Source organism: Leptospira johnsonii, assembly GCF_003112675.1.
Lineage (GTDB): Bacteria > Spirochaetota > Leptospiria > Leptospirales > Leptospiraceae > Leptospira_B > Leptospira_B johnsonii.
This window is the reverse complement of sequence record NZ_BFAY01000011.1, coordinates 1,471,603-1,493,791: the sequence shown is the minus strand read 5'-3', so window position 1 is coordinate 1,493,791 and position 22,189 is coordinate 1,471,603. Positions and strand designations below refer to the sequence as shown.

Annotated in this window: 24 protein-coding genes; 5 read left to right on the top strand and 19 right to left on the bottom strand. The window is 41.6% G+C overall.

Going from position 1 to position 22,189, the window contains the following annotated elements; genetic code table 11:
* The first annotated feature begins 45 nt into the window (after positions 1 to 45).
* Entirely contained in the window at positions 46 to 552 is a 507-nt protein-coding gene (locus LPTSP_RS15855; RefSeq protein ID WP_108929629.1) for a tellurite resistance TerB family protein, read from the top strand.
* A gap of 18 nt (positions 553 to 570) precedes the next feature.
* The gene (locus LPTSP_RS15850; protein ID WP_108929628.1) at positions 571 to 1,509 is read left to right on the top strand and encodes a hypothetical protein; all 939 of its coding nucleotides are present in this window, start codon (positions 571 to 573) and stop codon (positions 1,507 to 1,509) included.
* A gap of 11 nt (positions 1,510 to 1,520) precedes the next feature.
* Here the strand turns inward: LPTSP_RS15850 and LPTSP_RS15845 are convergent, their stop codons facing one another.
* From LPTSP_RS15845 to eat, 4 genes are all read right to left on the bottom strand, one after another.
* Positions 1,521 to 1,751 (bottom strand): hypothetical protein, encoded by a 231-nt coding sequence (locus LPTSP_RS15845; protein ID WP_108929953.1) that lies wholly within the window; start codon positions 1,749 to 1,751, stop codon positions 1,521 to 1,523.
* 191 nt (positions 1,752 to 1,942) lie between these two features.
* Positions 1,943 to 2,722 carry an ethanolamine ammonia-lyase subunit EutC gene (gene eutC, locus LPTSP_RS15840; protein ID WP_108929627.1) on the bottom strand — a complete coding sequence of 260 codons (780 nt, stop codon included), beginning with the start codon at positions 2,720 to 2,722 and terminating at the stop codon, positions 1,943 to 1,945.
* On the bottom strand, positions 2,719 to 4,113 hold the full coding sequence (locus LPTSP_RS15835) for an ethanolamine ammonia-lyase subunit EutB (protein WP_108929626.1): 1,395 nt from the start codon (positions 4,111 to 4,113) through the stop codon (positions 2,719 to 2,721). Before LPTSP_RS15835 ends, eutC begins: the two co-directional genes overlap by 4 nt.
* A 103-nt stretch (positions 4,114 to 4,216) precedes the next feature.
* On the bottom strand, positions 4,217 to 5,527 hold the full coding sequence (gene eat, locus LPTSP_RS15830) for an ethanolamine permease (protein WP_108929952.1): 1,311 nt from the start codon (positions 5,525 to 5,527) through the stop codon (positions 4,217 to 4,219).
* Positions 5,528 to 5,622: 95 nt separating this feature from the next.
* Here eat and ilvD point away from each other — a divergent pair, with 95 nt between their 5' ends.
* Both ilvD and LPTSP_RS15820 read left to right on the top strand, forming a co-directional pair.
* A complete protein-coding gene (ilvD, locus tag LPTSP_RS15825; protein ID WP_108929625.1) occupies positions 5,623 to 7,479 on the top strand; it encodes a dihydroxy-acid dehydratase in 1,857 nt (618 codons plus the stop codon).
* 99 nt (positions 7,480 to 7,578) lie between these two features.
* Positions 7,579 to 8,190: a hypothetical protein gene (locus LPTSP_RS15820; protein ID WP_167396446.1), complete on the top strand. Its 612-nt coding sequence runs from the start codon at positions 7,579 to 7,581 to the stop codon at positions 8,188 to 8,190.
* Positions 8,191 to 8,309: 119 nt separating this feature from the next.
* Here the strand turns inward: LPTSP_RS15820 and LPTSP_RS15815 are convergent, their stop codons facing one another.
* The 10 genes from LPTSP_RS15815 to LPTSP_RS15770 form a co-directional block, all read right to left on the bottom strand.
* Positions 8,310 to 9,980 carry an acyl-CoA dehydrogenase family protein gene (locus LPTSP_RS15815; protein ID WP_108929624.1) on the bottom strand — a complete coding sequence of 557 codons (1,671 nt, stop codon included), beginning with the start codon at positions 9,978 to 9,980 and terminating at the stop codon, positions 8,310 to 8,312.
* A gap of 167 nt (positions 9,981 to 10,147) precedes the next feature.
* Positions 10,148 to 10,405, bottom strand: a complete 258-nt coding sequence (locus LPTSP_RS15810) for a hypothetical protein (protein WP_108929623.1) — start codon at positions 10,403 to 10,405, stop codon at positions 10,148 to 10,150.
* A 12-nt stretch (positions 10,406 to 10,417) separates the two neighbouring features.
* A complete protein-coding gene (gene mltG / locus LPTSP_RS15805) occupies positions 10,418 to 11,437 on the bottom strand; it encodes an endolytic transglycosylase MltG (protein WP_108929622.1) in 1,020 nt (339 codons plus the stop codon).
* Positions 11,438 to 11,489: 52 nt separating this feature from the next.
* Positions 11,490 to 12,035, bottom strand: a complete 546-nt coding sequence (locus LPTSP_RS15800) for a phosphoribosyl-AMP cyclohydrolase (RefSeq protein ID WP_108929621.1) — start codon at positions 12,033 to 12,035, stop codon at positions 11,490 to 11,492.
* 90 nt (positions 12,036 to 12,125) lie between these two features.
* Complete coding sequence (locus LPTSP_RS15795) at positions 12,126 to 12,479, bottom strand: single-stranded DNA-binding protein (protein WP_108929620.1); 354 nt, start codon at positions 12,477 to 12,479, stop codon at positions 12,126 to 12,128.
* 161 nt (positions 12,480 to 12,640) lie between these two features.
* Positions 12,641 to 12,943 (bottom strand): hypothetical protein, encoded by a 303-nt coding sequence (locus tag LPTSP_RS15790; protein WP_108929619.1) that lies wholly within the window; start codon positions 12,941 to 12,943, stop codon positions 12,641 to 12,643.
* Positions 12,928 to 13,485 carry an RNA polymerase sigma factor gene (locus tag LPTSP_RS15785; RefSeq protein ID WP_108929618.1) on the bottom strand — a complete coding sequence of 186 codons (558 nt, stop codon included), beginning with the start codon at positions 13,483 to 13,485 and terminating at the stop codon, positions 12,928 to 12,930. The genes LPTSP_RS15790 and LPTSP_RS15785 overlap by 16 nt, the downstream gene beginning before the upstream one ends.
* A 24-nt stretch (positions 13,486 to 13,509) precedes the next feature.
* Positions 13,510 to 13,962, bottom strand: a complete 453-nt coding sequence (locus LPTSP_RS15780) for a Spy/CpxP family protein refolding chaperone (RefSeq protein WP_174704471.1) — start codon at positions 13,960 to 13,962, stop codon at positions 13,510 to 13,512.
* Between the two features lie 57 nt (positions 13,963 to 14,019).
* Positions 14,020 to 14,691, bottom strand: a complete 672-nt coding sequence (locus LPTSP_RS15775; protein WP_108929617.1) for a response regulator transcription factor — start codon at positions 14,689 to 14,691, stop codon at positions 14,020 to 14,022.
* 200 nt (positions 14,692 to 14,891) lie between these two features.
* Positions 14,892 to 16,172 (bottom strand): phosphoinositide-specific phospholipase C-related protein, encoded by a 1,281-nt coding sequence (locus LPTSP_RS15770; protein ID WP_245915594.1) that lies wholly within the window; start codon positions 16,170 to 16,172, stop codon positions 14,892 to 14,894.
* A 310-nt stretch (positions 16,173 to 16,482) separates the two neighbouring features.
* Between LPTSP_RS15770 and LPTSP_RS15765 the strand changes: the two genes are divergently transcribed.
* Positions 16,483 to 16,947: a DUF1801 domain-containing protein gene (locus LPTSP_RS15765; protein WP_245915593.1), complete on the top strand. Its 465-nt coding sequence runs from the start codon at positions 16,483 to 16,485 to the stop codon at positions 16,945 to 16,947.
* A 5-nt stretch (positions 16,948 to 16,952) separates the two neighbouring features.
* Here LPTSP_RS15765 and LPTSP_RS15760 read toward each other — a convergent pair whose 3' ends face one another.
* The 5 genes from LPTSP_RS15760 to LPTSP_RS15740 form a co-directional block, all read right to left on the bottom strand.
* Positions 16,953 to 18,212 (bottom strand): esterase/lipase family protein, encoded by a 1,260-nt coding sequence (locus tag LPTSP_RS15760; RefSeq protein WP_174704470.1) that lies wholly within the window; start codon positions 18,210 to 18,212, stop codon positions 16,953 to 16,955.
* 123 nt (positions 18,213 to 18,335) lie between these two features.
* Positions 18,336 to 18,686, bottom strand: coding sequence for a CsaA family protein (locus tag LPTSP_RS15755; RefSeq protein WP_108929615.1), 351 nt, complete (start codon positions 18,684 to 18,686; stop codon positions 18,336 to 18,338).
* Between the two features lie 65 nt (positions 18,687 to 18,751).
* Entirely contained in the window at positions 18,752 to 19,885 is a 1,134-nt protein-coding gene (gene lvrB, locus LPTSP_RS15750; protein WP_108929614.1) for a hybrid histidine kinase/response regulator LvrB, read from the bottom strand.
* Between the two features lies 1 nt (position 19,886).
* Positions 19,887 to 20,330 (bottom strand): response regulator, encoded by a 444-nt coding sequence (locus tag LPTSP_RS15745; protein ID WP_108929613.1) that lies wholly within the window; start codon positions 20,328 to 20,330, stop codon positions 19,887 to 19,889.
* A 6-nt stretch (positions 20,331 to 20,336) separates the two neighbouring features.
* Entirely contained in the window at positions 20,337 to 22,139 is a 1,803-nt protein-coding gene (locus LPTSP_RS15740) for a sensor histidine kinase (protein WP_245915592.1), read from the bottom strand.
* Positions 22,140 to 22,189: the final 50 nt, after the last annotated feature.

Genomic DNA, 22,189 nt, shown 5'->3' with positions numbered 1-22,189 from the left:
AATACATCGGAAAAACGGGGAAGCCCTTAGAGGGAAGGAATAAAAATGGAAAGGGTTTCATCCTTGGCTAGCAAAGTTCTACCAGGTCATGAGTTTTACGAAAAATTTCAGAAAAGTCTCGATAGAGAAACCGAGATTTTTCAACTCAAGATGAATTACGCCAAAGTGTTAGTCAGTCTTTGGTCATATTCTTGTCATGCGGACGGAGTCTTTCATACGAAAGAAGGAAACTTAGTCGGACAAATGGTAAAAGCTATGTTCGATAAGGATTGTATCTTCGATCATCACCAAGATCAAAAGGCTGAGATCGTAGAAGAATTATCCGAAGTATTCGAATCACCTCTTCCCGTTAAAATGATCACAGACTTTGCAGAAGGAAATCCTGTCCTAGCTGCGAACTTTTACGAAGATGCAGTATGTATCGTAACGACTGACGGCAAATTCACGGATAGAGAAAAAGAATTTCTGGAAGATCTGGCAAAGGAACTGGAAATTTCTTCCATGGATAAGAAAAACATAGATAATAAATATACGGATGGCGACGAGGACTGACTCGTCGCCCTCTCTCCCATGCCATTTCCGATCCTATTACTATTATTCGGCTACTTAGGCCTTCAATTTATACTGAGTGGCCCGTTTATACAACTTCTAGTAAATATAATATCCTTTAGACTATTCAAGTTCCGTTGGCTGACTCCCGGCGTCTTATTGCCGGGACTTTGGGTTTGGGCCAGACATTTTACGATATTCTTTCCGGGGGAACTCGGAACGGATATAGTGCATGCAAAAGGCAGTTTTGTACACTTCAGGATCTCATTCTCCAATCTATTTAAAGGAAAATTAATATTTAGAGGGGTAAATGTTCGTTCTTTTCATATGGATTATACTAACAGAGTAGAATCCAGAAAGAAGATAGAATATCTTCCCAAAAGAGGACGGATCCAATTCAAATTGGAGAAGGTTTCCCATTCCAGTATAGACATAGAAGACAAGACCTTAACTCCGGTATTTAATATACAGATCCGAGACATCAAAATAGAGAACGGGGTCTTGGACGCAGGTTCTCCATTAGAAATTCTTTTTAGAAGCAGAATGGGTTCTTGCAGGCTCGGAAGAGAAGGTTTACTCAGAACAGGAACACTAAAAGGCGGGGACAGAGGTTATCTCACATTAAGTGGGATCACTTGGGGAGAATTAGCCGGACTGGAAATTATTCCACTACCTTTGTTCAAAAAACAGGTGCACCTTACATTAGAATTCCGTCATATAGACGAACATCATACAGACTTTGAAGGGACATTATTGCATACGGGTATAGGAGAAGAAGAGGAATCAGAATCTTATCCTTTCCGATTCGGAGTGGACTGGAATGATTTTAATCTTCCGTTCGATCTGGCTCTCCGAAAATTAATTATGGAATTATTCCTTCAGACCAAATTAGAAGGTTTGATGGCAAGAACCTTGCAGACGATTGCTAAAGGGATCAGGTTGTTTTTGGGAAAGGATTGAAGCCAGGCTTTTTACCTAACCCTCTGCCCCATACCTTCTACGATCCCGTTCAGTTTGATCAAACCAGAGATCATATCTTTCATAGCGGAACGAAACGCTTTCTTTTGTTCTTCGTCGACTCTTTGGGAAGTAATATCCGCTTTCATAGATTCCAGAGTATCACTAACCAAAGCCAGAATGCCGTACATCGGCTCATCTTTGTTAGTTGAGTTAATGATGAATTCTATATTATTCTTATACATCTTTTTTCCCTTTTCGCATATCGAGAAAAATCTGGGCTCTTCTCTGATACAGTTCTTTGTATAAAATCTATTCCTTTGAGGATACGGATTCAAGTCGAATTTGTAATATTCACAGGTTTTATTAAATTTCCCCAAAGATCAGAAATCTTTTATGGACTCGATTCGTTTGCAATAAAACGACCTGAAGTAAGCTAAGAACGGTTTGAGATACTTCCTTTGGAATTAGATTCCAAGAAATCAGGAGTCATTTCGTCCTTCAGATCCACTCCGGATATACCCCGTTTGAGAGATTCGGAAAGTAAATAAGCCGTTTTTAAGGAGGCCTTATGAAAATCTAAGCCGTCCGGTCGTATATTCGAAATACAATTTCGACTCTCATCTGTTTTGCCTAACTTAGGGTCAAAGGTCAGATACATTCCCAAACTATCCGCAGAAGAAAGTCCCGGCCTTTCTCCTATTAATAGCACAACCGCCTTGGCCCCTAATATTTCTCCGATCTCGTCTCCAATCGCAACTCTTCCTAATTTTCCTAGAACGAATGGTGCAATTTTATAATTTTGTTCGGATAAGATCGGCACTAAAACTTGTAAGAATGGGACCAAATTCGAATCAATTGCTTTTGCGGAAAGCCCATCTACTCCAATCAATACAATATCATATTTTCCTTTTTTAGATTCTAATCGAGATCGGGAAGGTTCCGAGATCCTACGGCCCAAATCCGGTCTCAGTAAATATTCTTCTCTGCTCTTTGCTAAACTTTCTATTCCGAGAATCTCGATCCCTAATGGTTGGAAAATTTTTTCAAGGCCTATATTCAGTGTATCAAAGTCGGGTTCTTCTAATACTGCGTCTCTCGCTCTTGCATGGTCCAATCTGAATTTTAGAAGTTCAGAAGTAGGGATAGAACCTCCGGATCTTCCTATACCGATCCTAGCAGAAGTTAAACTTTTCCAAAATTCTTTAGAATTCATCCGGCCTTATCCTCTAATATTTCTTCGAGTAGAATTTTGCCCGGATTTTCCTTGGGTAGGAATTGTTTTGTGGATTCGAATAATCCTTTTTCCAAAAGCCAGTTCTCAAATTCAGGAGCAGGTCTTAAACCGAAGATCTGACGCAAATACAACGCATCATGAAAAGAAGTACTTTGGTAGGACAACATCACGTCATCCGCTCCCGGGACTCCCATAATATAATTACATCCCGCTGCTCCAAGCAATGTGAGCAATGTATCCATATCGTCTTGGTCCGCATCTGCATGATTTGTATAACATACATCTACTCCCATAGGAAGACCTAAAAGTTTTCCGCAAAAATGATCTTCTAAGCCTGCTCTCAATATTTGTTTTCCGTTATATAGATATTCCGGCCCGATAAAACCTACTACAGTGTTCACAAGTAATGGATCGAATTTTTTTGCGACTGCATACGCTCTTGTCTCTAAGGTTTGTTGGTCCACACCAAAATGAGCGCCTGCTGACAATCCGCTTCCTTGTCCTGTTTCGAAATACATTACATTCTTTCCGACAGTTCCTCTGTTTAATTCCAAAGCCATTTGCCTGGATTCTTCTAGAATACTTAAGTTCACTCCAAAACTTTTGTTCAAAGCTTCGCTCCCGCCTATTGATTGGAATACCAGATCGAGAGGGGCGCCTTCTTCCATTGCTTTCATAGAAGTGGTCACATGACAGAGTACGCAAGATTGAGTCGGGATAGAATATTTTTGGATGATAGAATCCAACATCCTAAGAAGTGCAATTACAGTAGGAACGTTATCAGTTGCCGGGTTGATCCCGATCACTGCATCCCCGCTTCCTAATAAAAGTCCGTCCAAGATGCTGGCAGCAATTCCTTTAGGATCGTCCGTGGGATGATTGGGTTGCAAACGTGCAGACAATCTTCCAGGAAGTCCTATCGTGTTTCGGAACTTTGTCACCACAGGAGATTTTTTCGAAACCAAGATCAGATCCTGATTGGACATTAACTTGGAAACAGCGGCAGCCATCTCGGGAGTGATCCCGTCTCGGATCTCTGAGATCAGTTCCGAATCGGTATTTTCCTTTAAAAGAAAGTCGCGGAATTCGCCCACAGTGAAGGAAGAAATTTTAGAAAAAGCAGATTTGTCATGAGAATCGAAAATCAGTCGAGTGACCTCGTCCTTTTCTCCAGGGATCAATTCTATATTCAAAAATTCTGATAGATGAAGATCTGCCAATGCCATTTGGGCAGCCACTCTTTCTTCTTGAGTAGAAGCAGCGATCCCAGCCAATTGGTCTCCGGAACGAAGCGGACTCGCCTTCGCCAATAGTGTTTTTAAATCAGGAAATACATAGGATTTCCTACCAAGAACGGTCTTATAACCCATATTCATTCCCTATCGTCTTATACAGATCTTTGAGCAAAATTCCTTCTTCTTTAGATCCGACTTACTCTAATTCCGAAAAATCCCAAATCAAGAAAATTGCTTTTCATTTTCCAAAAATAGCAGTCCTGGCCCATATCAAACCGCTTCCTAAGATCAGAACGAAGATCCCGAACAAGATCGGATGTTGCCAGGCGGACACAGTCAATACGATCGCAGACAGAACAAGTGCGATAGAAGGTAGAATTCGACCTCCTGGAACCGTAAACGGTCTTTCTCTTTCGGGTTGTTTTTTCCGAAGCACGAAGAAACTGATCATGGAACAGAAGTATAAGAGTAAAGCTCCAAAAGCGGACAATGTGATCAGCTCTGATGTTTTTCCGGTACATAATGCAGCAATCCCAAAGATCGTATTTGCTATCAATGCATTGGCAGGTGTTTTGAACTTAGGATGGATCTTTCCAAAAACTTTAGGAAGAAATTCCGCTCTTCCGAATTCGAAACTGGCTCTTCCCCCAGCTAAAATAATCCCATGAAAGGAAGCGATGAGCCCGAATAAACCGATTGTGATCAAAAGATGGAATGCCCAACCGGACTCTCCGTATAATTTACGTAATGCGAGAGGTAAAGGATAATCGGAAGCTGAGGCGCCCGATTCTGGATAAACAATCATCTCCCATCCCCCTACTCCGATGGAAGAAAAAAATACCAAACCACAAAGTACTACTAAGGTAGCTAACGCAGATCCGAATCCGATCAGTATATTCTTTTGTGGATCTTTAGTTTCTTCTGCAACATTTGCTACTCCTTCTATCGCTAAAAAAAACCAAACCGCAAATGGTAAAGAAGACAATGCCCCAGTCCAACCGTTAGGCAATGGATTAGAGGAAAACTTCTCCCAAGAAAAACTGGGAAGTGTAAGTCCTGAAAATAAAAGTAATTCAAAAACTGCTAATATAGTAATTCCAAACTCGAATGTGGCGGCAAATTTCACTCCAAGTATGTTCAAGATCGTAAAGAGCAAATAAGCGAATATCGCGATCCAGATCGGATCGATTCCAGGTAAAAACAAAGAGAAATAGGCGCCGATTGCTGCGGCAATTGCAGGAGGTGCAAATAGAAATTCTATCAACTGAGCTGTGCCTACTAAATAGGCCCAAGCATTTCCGAGAGCTTCTCTGCCGTAATCGAATGCTCCTCCCGCTTTCGGGATCATACATGCGAGTTCAGTGTAACTGAAAGAAAAACAAACATACAGCAGAATGATCAGTAAGGTGGCAATTCCCAACCCCAAGGTTCCACCCACCGGTAGACCTAGGTTCCAGCCAAAATACATGCCTGAAATTACGTATCCGACTCCCAAACCCCAGAGGAGCCAAGGCCCCAAAGTTCGACTGAATTCTTCTTTTGATTCCATCTGCGATATAAATAGCAAGAAACGTGCCTGTGTAACTTCGTTTTCTTCCTTAGTAAAAAACTCGACGTCTAACCTTATACCAGGGAGCATTCAATATGCCTCACTTAAGATCTCGTACTTCTACCCACGGACGCAATATGGCCGGAGCCAGAGCACTCTGGAGAGCCACCGGCATGAAAGAAGGTGATTTCGGAAAACCGATCGTCGCCATCGCAAACTCGTTCACTCAATTCGTTCCAGGACATGTTCATTTAAAAGACCTAGGACAAATGGTCGCAAGAGAAGTGGAGAAGGCGGGAGCCGTAGCAAAAGAATTCAATACTATCGCAGTGGATGACGGTATCGCCATGGGGCATGGCGGAATGTTATACTCTTTACCAAGCCGTGACCTAATCGCCGACTCGGTAGAATACATGGTCAACGCACATACTGCGGACGCACTTATTTGTATTTCCAATTGTGATAAGATCACACCCGGAATGCTCATGGCAGCCCTACGATTGAATATACCGACCATTTTTGTTTCCGGCGGACCAATGGAAGCTGGAAAAGTAAATTGGAATGGAGACATCAGAAAATTGGATTTGGTGGACGCAATGGTAGAAGCCGCCAACCAAAATGTCTCCGACGAACTTGTAGAGCAAATAGAACGTTCCGCTTGTCCTACCTGCGGATCTTGTTCAGGAATGTTCACTGCAAACTCGATGAACTGTCTTACAGAAGCATTAGGACTTTCTCTTCCTGGCAACGGTTCCACATTAGCCACTCATGCGGACAGAAAACAACTCTTCTTAACTGCGGGAAGACTGATCGTAGAACTTGCAAAAAGATATTATGAACAAGAAGACGAATCCGTTCTTCCTAGAAACATTGCTACTTACGAAGCATTCCAAAACGCTATGAGTTTGGATGTAGCCATGGGAGGATCCACAAACACTGTGCTCCATATTCTCGCGGCCGCAAACGAAGCTGGGATCAATTTCAAAATGCATGATATAGATCTGATCTCCAGAAAAGTTCCTTGCGTTTGTAAAGTAGCGCCCGCCACCCAAAAGTATCATATGGAAGATGTTCATAGAGCGGGTGGAGTCGTAGGTATACTTTCAGAATTGGACAGAGCAGGACTCATTCACAGAGATGTTCCGACTGTTCATTCTCCTACATTAGGAAAAGCTTTAGAAGAATGGGACATCGTCCGTCAAAAAGCAGATTCCAAGGCATATGCATTATTCTCCGCAGCACCTGGAGGAGTTCCTACAACTGAAGCATTCTCCCAAGACAAACGTTGGCCTGACCTGGACTTGGATAGAGCAAACGGATGTATCCGAGATGTAGAACATGCATACTCCCAAGACGGAGGACTTGCGGTTCTTTATGGAAATATCGCTCCTGAAGGTTGTATCGTTAAAACCGCGGGAGTAGACGAGTCCATCTGGAAATTCAAAGGAAGAGCCAGAGTAATGGAAAGCCAAGAAGAAGCTGTGGCCAAAATCCTAGGCAACGAAGTGGTAGAAGGTGACGTCGTTGTGATCCGCTACGAAGGTCCAAAAGGCGGACCTGGTATGCAGGAAATGTTATATCCTACTTCCTATCTGAAATCCAAAGGTTTAGGAAAAGCATGTGCACTTCTGACTGATGGAAGATTTTCCGGAGGAACTTCCGGACTTTCTATTGGGCATGTTTCTCCGGAAGCGGCCGCAGGCGGAATCATCGGTTTAGTAGAAGAAGGTGATATCATAGAGATAGATATCCCTGACAGATCCATCCACTTAAGAGTGAGTGACGCAGAACTTTCGGACCGCAGAGATAGAATGAATGATAAGGGAAAGGATGCCTGGAAACCTAAATCCAGAAAAAGAACTGTTTCCGCAGCGCTTAGAGCCTATGCAGCGCTGACAACTTCCGCACATACAGGGGCAGTTAGAGATGTTAGCCAGGTAGAACATCAATAATTTAATGCGACAGAAACTATTCCTAGAGTAAGGGAATTAAAAAATCGATGCCACATAAAAAGACTGGAAACCGATCCTAAAAAGGAGTATCTTCCACTTATGTCGAAAATTGCCCTTACTCTCCCTTCTGTACAAACTCCCTCTGAACTGATGGATTTCCTTAAAAAGGAATCAGATAATCCGAGTTTCGATCTTTGGTTGGACCAATTATGTGAAAGAGCAAGATCCGGAGACAAACTGGTTTGGAGTTTTTTATACCAGGCAATCAGAGAGGCGGATTCAGGTAGATTGTCCTGGGGATTTCATAAAAGACTTCTTTCCGGCATCTTTCATATGCTTTCTCGGATCGGAGATTCTCAGTCCTATAGATTGTTCATCAATTATGTAAAGTCGTTAGACAGGACCATTCCGATAGGAGCCCTGGAACTTATCGGAGATCTAATCCCAACATTCAAAGAAATTGATATAGACGAGATCATTTCCATCTCTTCTCTAAACGACCCGTTCAAATCCGCATTCGGGATCTACGCATTGGCGCAGATCGTTCTGGAAGATAGGATCCCCGAAGAAAAGATAGAACAAGTAAAATCGTTCTTAAGAGATTATCACAACCCAAGTTATTACTTGGATCATCTAGTAGAAAGAACTCTTGAGTTTTTGGAAAGGGACAATTCGGACATTCTGGCCTTCGTAGAACAACTCGCGAGCTAATGCAGTTTGTTTGATTACGAATTTGACTTTGCTCCATATGGGTCGCTCAGAAGACCTGCTCGAAAAAAAAGGAAGTCTTTCGACTTCCTTTTTTTATTCTTCAGAGTTTAAGAAGGAACTTAGGCCGAGTATTGGTCCATTAGAGATTTTGCAATTACCCTAAGAGCCATTACTTCTTCTGCACCTTCAAAGATGGAGAATACCCTAGCATCTACGAAATAACGAGAAACTGCGTATTCTTCAGCGTATCCCATTCCTCCGTGGATCTGCATAGCTTCTCTTGTCACCCATTCAGCAACTTTAGAAGCGTAGAACTTGATCAAAGTCGCTTCCATCTGTCCTTTGTGATCGTCTAAAAGTTTTGCTACTGTATTAGTGAACTGGCGAGAAGCCTGAACGATCATAGCCATACGAGCGATCTTATATTTAGTCAGGTTATAATCGAAGATAGGTTTTTGGAAAACTTGTCTTTCTTGAGCGTAACGAAGACCTGCTTCTAAAGCCGCTTGCATCACACCGTTTGCACGGGCTGCCGTTTGGATCCTTCCGCCTGCGAAACCTTCCATTTGGAAATAGAATCCTTTTCCTCTCCCCGCTTCTCCACCGATCAAGTTCTCTTCCGGAACAAAATAATCCTCGAAAGAAACTTCGAAAGAGTGCATACCGCGGTAACCGATAGTTCCGATCGCTTTTCCGGAAATTCTTCCGCCGCCGTCTTGTTTATAATCGAATTCATGACCAGTGAAGCTTGGCTTCTCCGCAAGAACGATAGAAAGACCTTTGTGTTTTAACTCAGGATCACTTTCGGTTCTTACAAGGATAAGAAGAAGGTTTGCATATCCTGCAAAAGTACACCAGGTTTTTACACCGTTGATAGACCAGCCTCCGTCCACTTTTTTAGCGGTTACGGAAACTCCGGCAACGTCTGAACCGTAGTTAGGTTCTGTTACCATGATACCGCCCATCTTCTCTCCGGAAGCGATAAGAGGGAGCCACTTCTCTTTTTGAGCGTCGGTTCCACCTTTTAATAATGCTTTAGAAAGAATTTCAGGACGAGTGATCAAAGATCCTGCGATACCCAAAGATCCTCTGGAAAGTTCTTCGGTTACGACTAGCATAGAAATATTATCCGCTTTATCGTTCGGTTGTAATCCACCGTAAGTTTCAGGGATACAAAGACCGAAACATCCCATGTCTCTTAAGCCTTGGATGATCTCTTCTGGAACGATATCGTCGTGACGATGAACATGCTCCGCTTTAGGAGCCACCACTTCTTCCGCGAACTGTTTGAAAGTCTGGCGGAACATTTCATGATCTTCACTCAGACCATAAGCTCCGAAACTTCCGGAAGAAGCGATCAGGTCGGCAATATGATTGTAGTTTTCGATCGCGCTGGACTCTTCTAAGAACTTGTTAGTAGCCTCATCGAATAATTTGGAAACCAATTCTTGGGTGGAGATTCCGTATTCGGAAGCTCTGGAACTGAACTCGGTGCGAATATGAGAAACAACTTCCGCAGCAAAAACTTGAGCCATCAATTTTTCAAGCTCACCGGTTCCGAGAGAGTCGTTCCAAGCGTATTCTATGAAGTTTTCCGCAATCTTTTGTTCGGAGGTCAACCAAGCGATCTGGTATTGTACGAACTGGTTTTGGTCCATTTTGGAAACGGAAACTTTTCCATTGGAGCTACATTTAGCCGCTAAGGCCTTGGTTACTTGTTCGATTATTGCTGAAGACTTGCTTAAAGCCTGTTTTGCCGCCGAAGAGTCCGTCGGAGCTTTCGTTGCCATCATTTTTTCCTACCGATTATTTGGGAATATTACTCAAAATACTATAACCTGGGGCCGTTTCGGCCTGTCATTTAAGTTTTTGAACCCAAGTCTCTGGAAGAAATGAGACAGAATGTCCGAAAGAAGGTCCTTCTTCCATCCAATGGAAGCTTGTAGGAGGTCCTACATCAGCCTTCCATATTACGAACCAGAGAAGATCTGATCTTTACTAAATTGTTCCGGATCCTTCTCTTTTGGTCCTCAGTCAGAAGGATCTCTTTTTTTTCTGCCCTGTCTAAAACCAAACTCGCCTTTTCCACGAACTCGATAGCTGCGTCGCTTGCAGATTCCCTCTTTTGCTGTTTTTCCTTAAAAAGATCCAAAGCCCTTTGGACCTCTTTTAGTTGTTCTGAAACGGAAACGATTTCTTCTACAGGGGAATTCATTCCTGCACTCCTCTATTCGTAAAGAACATCGATGTACTTTTTCTTAGCTTCGGCATGTTCTTTAAAACTTTTAGAGAAGTAATGAAATCCATCCGGTTTTAATAAGAAGAATAGATACTCTGTCTTAGTAGGCATGAGTGCCGCTTCCAAAGAAGGTTGTCCCGGATTAGAGATCGGACCAGGCGGATATCCTTTATTCATATAAGTATTATAAGGAGAAACTATCTTCAGATCCTTTTCGAAAATACGAGGATGAGGTTTATCAAAAAGATACTGGATGGTAGCACAAGACTCTAAAGGGATATCCTGTTTGAGACGATTTAAGAAAACACCCGCCATCAAAGGTCTTTCCTCATTCTTCTTGGCTTCTCTTTCTACCACGGAAGCAAGTACCACGATCTCATGTAGTTTTTTAGGATCTAATTCCTTAGCGCCCGGGACCTTGTCCAAGCGAACATAAAATCTTTTGATCATCATTCTGGCAATCTTATCCGCCGGAAAATTCACAGGCACGCTGTAAGTCTCAGGGAAGAGATACCCTTCTGCATTATTTGCAGGAATTTTAAATTCTCTCAATAATTCCGTTCTGGAAGCTGCGTTTAAAAAATCAGCCCTAGTCTTAATTAGGTTTTTCTTAACTAATAGGTCTCCGATCTGACGGTTATTATAACCTTCCGGGACCGTAAATGTGACAAGTTTTACTTTTCCTTCCGTGATCACTTGCAAGATCTTACGAGCGTCCATCCCGTCGTTGATCTCATACAGACCAGCTTTGATCTTTCCTGCTGATCTGGTCGCCTTAATTAGAAAAAGGAAATATTTGGAAGACTTTAATAATCCGTTCTTGGAAAGATTTTCCGTGACTTCAACTGGAGAATCGCCCGGTTCTACGATGATGTCTACCTTTACCTGGCCCGCACCTACGGCTCCTCCTTTGATCTCATCCACAACGAAGAAGGCAACAACCCCCGAAAGAACAAGTATGCCTAATAAAACAACGGATCTTCTCACGAATGTATTCTTAAAAATCATAACCGTATCTGCCTCATATTTCTATCGGCGAAAACTCCTTTTTACGGAACCTCTACTTCCCCAAAAAAGGGATCTCTGGAACTAAGTTTTTAATCCCACTTCTATCCTGCTCTCTGAAAAAACAGGAGTAGTACCCTTCGTGACAAGCTGCACCTTCCTGTGCCACTTCGTACACAACAAAACTTCCGTCTTTGGGCGCTAAGATCCTTTTCAGTTTTTGGATATGTCCGGAGGTATCTCCCTTTCTCCAAAGCTGATTTCTGGATCTGCTGAAATAAATTCCTAGGGACTCGTTTTTGCTCAGTTCTAAACTTTCTAAATTGGAGAATGCCTGCATCAAAACCAGACCCTTCTCATCCTTTGTGACTACAGGGATTAGACCGTCTGAGAATTTAAGGCCATCGAAATCGGAGATTTCCACCAATTCCTTTTCCGAAAAGTCGGGATGAGAAATTAGGACAGTATCTTCGTCGCAGTCTATATAAGTTTTCACGTTAGTCGGAAGATCATGGCGGATACGTTCCCATTCTTCCTGGGTCATTCTTCTCAATTCCGAAATTTTTCCGGGTTGTCCCCCGGCCCAAATGATAGTAAGCATTCTTTTCCTACATAAACCAAGGACCGACCCGAACCGTCAAGAAAGGTGAGACCTTGGAAATCCTCCCAAGGCCTCGACCCACAGAAGATATTATGCGGCTTCTTTTTCTCTTCTGTCTCCGAAGCTATCAAATCGGACCTCGTCCGCTATTACTTTGACCTTGGAACGGGATTGGCCTTCCTGATTTTTCCATCTATCCTGTTTTAAATGTCCGATTACAGTTACCTTTTTTCCTTTTTTGAGATACTCGGAACAATTTTCTGCAAGCCTTTCCCAAACTTCCACATCCATGTAAGAAACCTCGGATTCCTCTCCTTCTGCTCTTTTGTAGTTATGGTTAACAGCCAGCGTAAAATTTGTGACCGACTTTCCTGCTTGGGTCTTCCTTAATTCCGGGTCTGCGGTTAAATAACCGTCCAGAACTGTGAGTGATAGATTTTTCATAAACATTCTCCTCCTGGGGAATCTAGGAGCTACATGTAGTAGAATGTTTGTGATACTTGCGATTTTTTGGATTTAGCAGAATATCTCCTGGAATTTTGATTCCATAGCATTCATGCGAATAAGGAGAGAGTGACGGGCCTCGAAATCGAAGCCCGATCCGTTTATTCTTCCAGAGTGGAGAGGTAAGATTCGCCTTCTAAAATTGAAGAAACACCAAGATAATATTCATCTTCTGTGTTGAGTTGTCCGGCAAAAGAATACCATCCGATAGAAATGCCCAAGAGGAGAGCGGCCGCTACCGCTAATACATTTCTGACCGGGAATCGAACTAGTTTTTTAGAACTTTCTTCTTTTGTGTATCTATCGATTACACAAGAAGCTAAATTTTTAGACCAGTTCGGATCCGATTTTCTTTTTTCGATCTCTTCCTTCATTGGCAGACAATCTTTTAATATTTTCCCCATACTTCTCCTCCTTCTCTTTTTTCGGAGTTCTGCATTCTTCGCAACATTTCCTTTCCTCTAGCTGCCCTGGATTTTACTGTTCCCGCAGGAACTCCCAGGACTTCGGCAATCTCTTTTTCGGAATATCCGGAAAGATAATATTGGATCACACTTCTATATGCTTCCGGTAGATTGCCAATCCAAAGTTTTGCTTTTTCCCAAGTAGGAAGATCTTCTCTGTCCTCTGGTTGTTCTTTTTCAAAAGCGAAACTTCTCGAGTCTTCTTCCGATCTTTTTCCGGCCTTCTCAGCCTTGGTCTCTTCTCTTACCAGATTTTCATTCATCCGAATGGATTCATTTCTGGCGATGGTGTACAACCAAGTGGTCAATTTAGAGTCTCCTCTGAATTGACCTTTTTGTAATGCCTTATAAGCACGAAGATATGTTTCTTGTGCGACATCGTCTATCGCATATGCAAAGCGTTCATACAAGTAACGGGAGATCGCCGCTAAGACGATCTCCCTGGTTTCCTCTACGAAGCGGGAAAATTCTGCCTCTCCCATTTTACCTCCGAAGAACTTTGGAAATTAATCCTCGTCTTCCTTATCGAATTTACTTTGGAACTTAAGGATTAGATCCGCCAGTTTCCCTCTTTGTTCGGGAGTTAATACCGCGTGGAATTCCACTGCCTTTTTGGTGAAAAATACTCTAAGAGCGGCTATCTTTTTCTCTCTTTCTTCGCCCAGCTTGTTCCATTTTTCAGGATTCAATTTGTCTGCACGAAGTTCTTCTACTGCTTCCTTAGGAAGGAAGTGTCCGCCCAACTTTAGCTCTTTACGCTTTGCAAGCACGTCCTCTTTGATCTTATCCAGAGCAGCAGCTTGTGTGTCAGTTAAATCCAATTCGGACTTAAGTTTTTTGACGATATAATTGGCTCTTTTCTCATGGGACATCCATTTATGATGGCAACCCTGAGTCAGTAGGGCAGTTGTTCCCAGCACCAACAAAATCGCGGTTATTTTCGTAATTTTGCGAAACATTCATTTCTCCTCTTTATGCACCTGGGACCGGGGGCTAAAAGGTCGGTTCCAAAAAAATTAGGAAGAAAGTATGAGAATATCCTCTTTCTTGATTTCGAATTTAGAGGCCATACGCGTTAAGATTGATGCAAGAAGCTCCTCGGCCCTTTTGTAATAATAAAACTCCTTTCCGACCTGCATAAAAAAAGTGTGCTTACGAGGCAGATCTTTTAGAATAAAGGAAATTTCCTGAACGATCTTTTCGGAATTTTTCATATAAGGACAGCCGATCAATTTTATTCCGATCCCATAAGTTTCATTGTCCACTTTCTGGATAGAAAAAGGAAAATTTTTCTTATCGATCAGAGTCGTTTTCTGAATTTTCAGGACTGAGGTAATCTTCTCTAAAACTTTCTCTTGTTCGAAAGGTTTAAGAATATAACCCACTACTTGTTTGCTATGAGCCGCGGAGATCACATCTTCTTTCTCGTTACTTGCCGTAAGAAATACAATCGGTGTATTCTTGTTCAGTTCCGGGATATTACTAGCTAAACGAACTCCAGAAATGATAGGCATCATATTATCTAAAAGAATAAAATCGTATTTGGATTTTCTTAATTTCAGTTCAGCGTTCATTCCATCCATGACATGATCTACTTCGAAATTAAACCTTTCCAAAAAATGAATGAGTAATTCTGCAGAACTCTCATTGTCTTCGGCAAATAAAACTTTGAAAGACGGTTGGACCATAAATCTGAAACTTTTCCTTATGGATTTTGGTCGGAACTCCTACAAAGACCGACATAAAACTTTTCTTCTTCGTAAATGATCCGTTTTTTATAATGTTCCGTCGACGATAAAATTTTGACAAAATTGGCCCAAAAATAAAAAAACGGGACCTCGAATTCTCGAAGATCCCGTTTTTGCGTCAAAGCAGAAAGTAAGTTAGATTATCTTCCGGCTTCCCAATATCCTTCCGAGTACTGGTCAGTAAGATTTGCCCATACTTCTGAAACTCCCTTAGCCGATTTAGCCTCTTGGAGTTTTTTGTTTTCATATGGAGTTACAGGAGCGGAGAAGTTCCAGCCTCTGGAAGAACATGCACTCTTTCCGTTTGCCCAATTTCCGGATGCGTCAGTGATCGCCCAGTTGCCACTTCCGTCTTTACAAGCGTAACGATAACTATTAGAACATTTGTTGTCGTTCCAACGTCCGCTTCCTACTACCTGTAGACAATCTTCTGCTCCACCGTAATCGTTCGGTTCTGCATAATCCCAAGACCAAAGTCCTTGTTTTGCAAAATCTGGACTGAATTGGTCTATTCCGAATACGCTGATCCCGCAAGCCAACATCTGAGCAATATTATCGTTTGTGAATACTCCACTCTCTTTCACACCGTCGTAGACACCGAAGTAGTTGGTACTATCGTTAAAAACACGGGTCATAGTGTTATCGTATACACTTCTGGACCAGTTACAGCTAGGATAACCTTGGAAAGCTTTCGGGCTGATAGTATTGCTCCCGAAGAAGATCCTTTTTGAGTATTGGTTCCAAGCTCCGTCGTAACAACCGTTGCTCATCATCAGGATCCTTCTGTTAGAAGAAACCAAATCTTTCAGCTTAGGCATGTTTGCAGCGTTCGGAATATCTCCGCAAGAACCGCTACTATATCTATGCAGATAAGGATCCAAATAACTTCTTACTAAGTTTAAGAACTCATCCTGTCTTCCATCCAGATAATCCTCGAAATACAGGACTAAAACTTCGTTCCTGTTTTGAGGAGAAGAAATCCAATTTCGGATTTCTTCCAAACCTTTGCTGGCAGGACGATCGAATACGTTACATCCTAAATCGTTGGATTGAGCGTGACAAAGCAAGAAATCGTTTTTGAAATTCGTGCTCAGATAATAATGAATATCTAATTCTATAAACCTAGCTCCCAATCTCAACTGGTCAGTGATAGAAACCTGTTGGTTCGGAAAAGCATAAGAGAAGAAGGGTCCTGCATACGCCTTGCTATTATAGGAGTTATGTGTGCCATAAAACAAAGCCTTGTGCACGGGCAGGTTGGCCGCTACTTGCACTTGCCTTTGCACAGCGAGTGATTTCGCTTCCGCAGACTTTTCGAATATATCGATCGGACTTTCAGTTACTGCTCCCCTACTCGCAAACAAACTAGTCGAAGACAAGCTTATCAGCAAAACGGTAAGCATGGTTAATTTTCTCTTCATATTTCCATTCACCTTTTTTACTTCTGTGGAAGCATATTATTTTGAGGGCTTAACTTGTAACAAGCTTCTTCTTATAAGCGGCTTATATCTGTTTATTTTTATGAAAAACGGTCGTTATTTAAAATTTACCTATGAATTAGTATGGCCACAAACAAACAGAGTTCAGTGAGTAAGCACTCATACATTATATTTCCATAATATATTTATACAAGACATATGATCCATAACTCACATAGAATTGTACGGTTTCGTTTTTCTCCGAATGGACGCCCTTAAAAACAACTTGTTTCGTTGGAAGAAGGTCCCCAAAATGCGAAACATGCCAGCTAAGAAGAAGACCAAAAAGGTAAACTCTTCCCCTAAACGAGGGATCAAATATGAGGATAAATCCCCCGGACAACCTGAACTAGTTCCGATTTTTGAAGAGATCAAGAAGCTGATGAAACCCTATAAAAAGGGGAGTCTTCAAGAAAGAGAAGACTCTGGGGGCCAGTACGGTCTGGTCAGCGAGATGGAAATCGAAGTAAATGGAAAGAAAAAACCTGAAGTTTATTTTGCAGGCGTACTTGTTCAAAAAGGATATGTAGGATTTTATTTTATGCCTGTATATTCTCAGCCGGAATTGAAAAAGATTTTTCAACCCGAACTTCTGAAATGTTTAAAAGGCAAAAGTTGTTTTTATATAAAGAAGAAGGACCCGGTCCTTCTCTCTCAGATCAAAGACGCCCTAAAATTAGGATATGAAGAATATAAGAAGAAGGGCTGGATCAAATAAAGCCCTTACTTACCTAAGAAGATCTTCATAAAGTATTCTCTCAATTCAGGAGAAGGCATAATCTGATAATGAGATAATCCTTTTAAGATCTTTACTCTAGCATCCGGATTAGACTTCTTACGAAATATAGAATCGCTCAAAAGAGTAAGACTCGGTTTTTCCACGATCCCGTCTCCGATCCATGAGGACCAGTCTCCTTCTTCTTCCGAGACAAAACTATAGATCTGATAGGCATCTATCTCATCCAGCTCCCCGAAATATTTTTCTTTTCCATATCTGCCTAGATGTGTGCCTTCTTTCCAATCTTCTTCTCGGATAATTCCGTGAGAAAGGTCCTTCATTGCTTCACTTCTTTGGTTGCCGATATAACCGACCAACTGCACCGGAAACACAGGTAAAGCTTCCGCTCCCAGACCAAGCCAGAATCCTACTTTTTCAATATAGGAACCTCCGTCAGGAGAACTGATAAATAATACTTTTTGAATATTAGAAGAAAGCGGATTACCTTCTTTTTTCGAGGAATACAATGCACTTCTTAGAATAAGGCCTCCTTGACTAAAAGTGACTACGTCGAATTTTTTACGTTTTAGTTCAGGATCTTCCAGGAGCTTCTTCACTAATTCCAGAAGTTTAGCACCGTTCTCGGAAATATGAGCTCCAGGATTGAATCTAAGATAAAAAGGATAATAATTTTCTTGGATCAGAATTTCAGAGAAGGAGGGTTCCCCATTCTTTGTCCAAAGTCCTTCGTCACAAAATAAACCGGGTACACATAGCATCGGTTTTTTAGATCCGGACTTTTTCCAATCAGCCAACGCCTCTTCCGGACTTACATCTTTTCCATCCAAACGAAAAGACGCTTGGATCTCGGAAGTTGTGATCATTCCTGCAAATGATTCTCCCACTACGCTAGAAACGGAAATATTTTCGAATACCTTTCTTTGGATCAAAGACTCTGTTTCGCTCAATGCTTCCAATGCAGTATGCATTGCTTGTGCCGTGGATTCGAACGCCCTGGATAGACCTTCTTCCGTTTTACTTCCGGCTTCTCCCAAGGATATGCCGGTATTCTTCAGAAATTCTCCGAGGCGAGTTCCGTTTACTGTAGGAGTTTCCGAAATTTGAGATAAACTTTTTGCACACCACTCGAATGAACCGGTGAGAGCTGATTTAACTCCGGATAGAACCCCGAGTGATGTATCTCTTGCGAATGAAACTGCGAATTTTCCCAACTTCATGCTGGGTTCTGTTGGTTTGTATGGCATATTTATAATTCTTAATTGGACGCGACGCTTTACTATACGTAAAAAGCGCAAGCCGTCAAGGGAAAGATAGGCAAAATCGGATATTAAGAAGCCTGAGAAGGCTTCGTAATTTTTAAGATCGGATTAGCAGGCGAGTTGGACGAAGCTGATTGCGTCGGATTTACTGAACTCTTCCTCGTCTTCTATAAAGCCTAAAAAAAGAGCTTGGGCTCTCATTCTTGCAATATGAGCAGAAGGGTAATCCATCACGCAGAGAGTTTGTTTGCCCAAGAAATCTTTCTCTTCTCCAAGAGAAAGTATGGGTTCGCTTGATTTACGGACACCGGCAGCCTCACCGAAATCCAAGATCAATCTATAAGCTTTTTCCCCATGATCGAGAAGTAATTCGAAACCGATTATCTTACCGACTCTTAAGTCTAGATCGGCAAAAGGTTTTTCCGAAGCTAAGTTTATATATTCAGTCGATTCCATCATCTAGTATAACCATCTGTAGATATTTATTTGACAAAAAAATTAAGAAGAAGATCCAAAAATCGCTGTTAGACTGCGGGCAAATCCAAGAAAAATCTAGTGTACTCCATTGGAGCACTTTCGAAAGAAAGAAATCCTCCATGCTCCTTCACGATACCTAAGCTGACAGAAAGTCCGAGACCGGTCCCCTTATCTGCTCCTTTAGTAGTGAAGAAAGTATTGAAGATGGACTTACCGATCTCCGGAGGAATTCCGGAACCAAAATCTTCTACAGTGATCCTTACCCAAGACTTGCCTCCGATCTCTTCCGGTTTTGCGGAGATGATCATTCTCTTATTTTCATCATATTCCGGATAACGTTGGTTCAACGCATCCGTTCCGTTATTGATCAGATTCAAGAGTACCTGAAGTATCTGGCCTTCTTTGCACATTACGGAAGGAAGGTCCGTATGCACATCTAGGTCCAATTGGATGCGGCTCATTTTTAATCTTTGTTCTGATATAGAACGTGCCCTGGATATTAAGGCAAAAACACTTACAGGCTCGAAGGTTCCTTTTTCCTGTCTGGCAAATCTTAATAGATCTTTTACCATTACGGAAATCCTTTCCCCTTCTTGTTTGATCTTAGAAGCGATCTTTTGCGCCTTATCAATATCCATATCTCCTTTGGAGATCAATTGAGCGTAATCTATGATCGCCATGATAGGATTGTTGATCTCATGAGCCATGGCTCCTGCTAAAAATCCCATAGCTTCCACTTTCTGGCTCTGTCTGAGTTGTTCTTCTATTTCAAACTTCTCTTGTTCTGCTCTTCTTAAGGCTTTATGTTCTTCTATTTCTCGGATCGCTCTTCGTAGAGCAGGGACAAGTTTTACTAGCCTATCTTTCAGAACGTAATCAGTTGCGCCTCTTGTCAGAGTTTGGATGGCCGCTTCTTCTCCGTACGTTCCGGAAACGAAAATGAAAGGAGTGGTAGGACATTGCTCTTTTGCGATGGTTAATGCGGATAATCCATCAAAGTTCGGAAGCGAGTAGTCTGAAAAAATAAAATCAGGCTTCTCATCTATGATAGCCTTTAGGTATTCTTCTCTATCTTGGACATGCAATGGAATATACTCCACCCCTGCCCTTTTTAATTCCCTTTGGATGAGCTCTAGATCGGTAGAAGAATCTTCTAAAAAAAGGAATTTTAGCGTCTTCATGTCAATGCACCGATTTATTTAATATACACCAATATTGTCCTATTTCAGATACAGTTATGATCAGCTTTTCAAATTCTACAGGCTTAATAATATAACTGTTCACGCCTAGTTTATAACTTTCTACTATGTCTTTCTCTTCGGCGGAAGAAGTTAACATCACTACGGGAACCGTTCTCAATTTTTCGTCGGACTTGATCTCTCTCAGCACCTCGAGTCCGTCCACTTTAGGCATTTTAAGATCTAATAATACAAACAAGGGTTTCCCGCCGGATTCTCTATCTTTATATCTTCCTCTGCAGAACAAAAACTCTAGAGCTTCCTCTCCATCTTTGACATGAAATACCTGATTTACTAAATTATTTTTTCTGAAACCTCTCAAAGTAAGTTCCGCGTCGTTCGGATTATCTTCCGCATAAAGTATATCATAGTTTCCCGATTGATTCATTCTTCTCTATTCCTTGCTCGGTATTGTAAAATAAAATGTGGCACCCTGTCCCATTTTTCCTTCTGCCCAAACTTTCCCGCCATGCCTCTGCACGATCCTATCCACGATCGCAAGTCCAATCCCTGTTCCATAAAATTCTTCGCTGGAATGTAATCTTTGGAATACCTTAAAAAGTTTATGAGAATACTGATCGTCGAAACCTACTCCGTTATCTTTCACGAAGTATGTTCGGTTCCCTTCTCCATTTAAAAAGCCTATTTCGACGAAAGGATTTTGAGACTTGGAAGAATACTTAAATGCGTTTGATATCAGATTCAGCCAAACCTGTTTTAACATCGAAGCATCGCCTCTGGCAGGAGGAAGTTCGGAAATTTGCACCTTAGGACTTTTGGATCCGTATTCCTGATTGATGATCTCTATCGAATCGGAAACCATATGTTTCATATTTATGGAATCCGATTTTGGTTCCAGCTTGGAAACACGATAGAATGCAAGAAGGTCGTCTATCAACTGCCCCATAAATTTAGAATTTGTAGCGATCACATTCAAAAGCCTAAGAGCTTCCGGTTCCAAAACCATGGAATAATCTTCCAACATGATCTTAGTAAATCCGTCTATCCCTCGAATTGGAGCCCGTAAATCGTGAGAAACGGAATAACTGAACGCTTCTAATTCCTTATTAGCATATTCTAATTTCTGAATATTCTCTTCTAGATCCTTATTCAGTTGATTTATTTGGAATTCTTTCAGATTCCGTTCGGTCACGTCCAGCCATTCGACCACGCTTCCCAATCTTTCTCCTGAAGAATCTATAACAGGGTCTGCGCTTAGGTTAAACTGTCTTCCACCTATAGAAATGGAACTTTTATGAGTATTCGTAAATGTGGAAAGGATATACCTTTGTTTCTCAGGATGAACATGAAAGATATCTATACAGGATCCTAAAAGTGCTTCCGGAGAAAAATGCGGATATTGGTTGCGAATATTATCCTTAGCGGTTTGGAACATATTCACCACGGAACGGTTCGTATATACCACGTTCAGATCGTTGTCCGCAATCATGATATTGCTGGATGCACAATCTAAAGCGGATTTTATCATTAAGATTTCTTTATATACTTTCTCCTTTTCGAAAAGTGTATGTTCCATAAGTTCGTTCTTCTCAGAAAGGACCTTTTCCGCCCCTATCCTTCGATCGAATTCTCTCTTTAAGAACCTGTAAACTACCGCTAGGATCAGAATATTAAATGTAATCGAAAGGAAGAGTATCCAATCCGTGATCCTTTCCTTAGTTTTGGAGTCGGAACTTCTTTCCGCAAGAAGTGTGACCTCTTTTTCCTTCAATTTGTCGATCAGACGATCAATCTCGTTCTCTAAAGTGGCGTTTTTCGTTTCCACTTCTTGGTTCCGAGAAGAATAACCGAATTTCTGGACTAGTTCGTCCCTCTTTGTCATCACCTTTTCCAATTCGGAAAGAACCGTTAGTTGTATCGAGTTATCTCTGGTTATATATTTCAGCTCTCCCAGCTTAAAGAAAAGATTCTGCTTTTCAGTTTTATAATATTCTAGATCCTCTTTTTTGCCTGAAGACAAGAAGAGTAAAAATCGGATCTTGGTTTCCTTTACGGAAGAGGACAAACTTTCTAATCTGGAAAGAACTCCGAATGTATGGGATTCCCAATCCTTAGATTGGGCGAGATTCCGATTGCTGATCCAGGAAGAAACACCGATCAAGAGGCTTAAAAAACCCACACCGATAAGCCCGAACCTTAGTTTAGAATCGTATGAAAGCATGATAGGGAAGAGCATAGATTAAAAGTTTTTAATCTTCTAATTCTATTGCGTATTTGATCCGCGTA

Bases quoted from the DNA above. Each gene is read 5' to 3' on its own strand.
- LPTSP_RS15810 (WP_108929623.1), bottom strand. From the start codon at position 10,405: ATGAATTCCCCTGTAGAAGAAATCGTTTCCGTTTCAGAACAACTAAAA.
- LPTSP_RS15775 (WP_108929617.1), bottom strand. From the start codon at position 14,691: ATGGTCCAACCGTCTTTCAAAGTTTTATTTGCCGAAGACAATGAGAGT.
- LPTSP_RS15835 (WP_108929626.1), bottom strand. From the start codon at position 4,113: ATGGGTTATAAGACCGTTCTTGGTAGGAAATCCTATGTATTTCCTGAT.
- LPTSP_RS15820 (WP_167396446.1), top strand. From the start codon at position 7,579: ATGTCGAAAATTGCCCTTACTCTCCCTTCTGTACAAACTCCCTCTGAA.
- mltG (WP_108929622.1), bottom strand. From the start codon at position 11,437: ATGATTTTTAAGAATACATTCGTGAGAAGATCCGTTGTTTTATTAGGC.
- LPTSP_RS15785 (WP_108929618.1), bottom strand. From the start codon at position 13,485: ATGGGAGAGGCAGAATTTTCCCGCTTCGTAGAGGAAACCAGGGAGATC.
- LPTSP_RS15800 (WP_108929621.1), bottom strand. From the start codon at position 12,035: ATGCTTACTATCATTTGGGCCGGGGGACAACCCGGAAAAATTTCGGAA.
- eat (WP_108929952.1), bottom strand. From the start codon at position 5,527: ATGGAATCAAAAGAAGAATTCAGTCGAACTTTGGGGCCTTGGCTCCTC.
- LPTSP_RS15855 (WP_108929629.1), top strand. From the start codon at position 46: ATGGAAAGGGTTTCATCCTTGGCTAGCAAAGTTCTACCAGGTCATGAG.
- LPTSP_RS15790 (WP_108929619.1), bottom strand. From the start codon at position 12,943: ATGGGGAAAATATTAAAAGATTGTCTGCCAATGAAGGAAGAGATCGAA.
- LPTSP_RS15760 (WP_174704470.1), bottom strand. From the start codon at position 18,212: ATGCCATACAAACCAACAGAACCCAGCATGAAGTTGGGAAAATTCGCA.
- LPTSP_RS15845 (WP_108929953.1), bottom strand. From the start codon at position 1,751: ATGTATAAGAATAATATAGAATTCATCATTAACTCAACTAACAAAGAT.
- LPTSP_RS15780 (WP_174704471.1), bottom strand. From the start codon at position 13,962: ATGTTTCGCAAAATTACGAAAATAACCGCGATTTTGTTGGTGCTGGGA.
- LPTSP_RS15815 (WP_108929624.1), bottom strand. From the start codon at position 9,980: ATGGCAACGAAAGCTCCGACGGACTCTTCGGCGGCAAAACAGGCTTTA.
- LPTSP_RS15795 (WP_108929620.1), bottom strand. From the start codon at position 12,479: ATGAAAAATCTATCACTCACAGTTCTGGACGGTTATTTAACCGCAGAC.
- ilvD (WP_108929625.1), top strand. From the start codon at position 5,623: ATGCCTCACTTAAGATCTCGTACTTCTACCCACGGACGCAATATGGCC.
- LPTSP_RS15765 (WP_245915593.1), top strand. From the start codon at position 16,483: ATGCGAAACATGCCAGCTAAGAAGAAGACCAAAAAGGTAAACTCTTCC.
- lvrB (WP_108929614.1), bottom strand. From the start codon at position 19,885: ATGAAGACGCTAAAATTCCTTTTTTTAGAAGATTCTTCTACCGATCTA.
- eutC (WP_108929627.1), bottom strand. From the start codon at position 2,722: ATGAATTCTAAAGAATTTTGGAAAAGTTTAACTTCTGCTAGGATCGGT.
- LPTSP_RS15755 (WP_108929615.1), bottom strand. From the start codon at position 18,686: ATGATGGAATCGACTGAATATATAAACTTAGCTTCGGAAAAACCTTTT.
- LPTSP_RS15770 (WP_245915594.1), bottom strand. From the start codon at position 16,172: ATGAAGAGAAAATTAACCATGCTTACCGTTTTGCTGATAAGCTTGTCT.
- LPTSP_RS15740 (WP_245915592.1), bottom strand. From the start codon at position 22,139: ATGCTCTTCCCTATCATGCTTTCATACGATTCTAAACTAAGGTTCGGG.
- LPTSP_RS15850 (WP_108929628.1), top strand. From the start codon at position 571: ATGCCATTTCCGATCCTATTACTATTATTCGGCTACTTAGGCCTTCAA.
- LPTSP_RS15745 (WP_108929613.1), bottom strand. From the start codon at position 20,330: ATGAATCAATCGGGAAACTATGATATACTTTATGCGGAAGATAATCCG.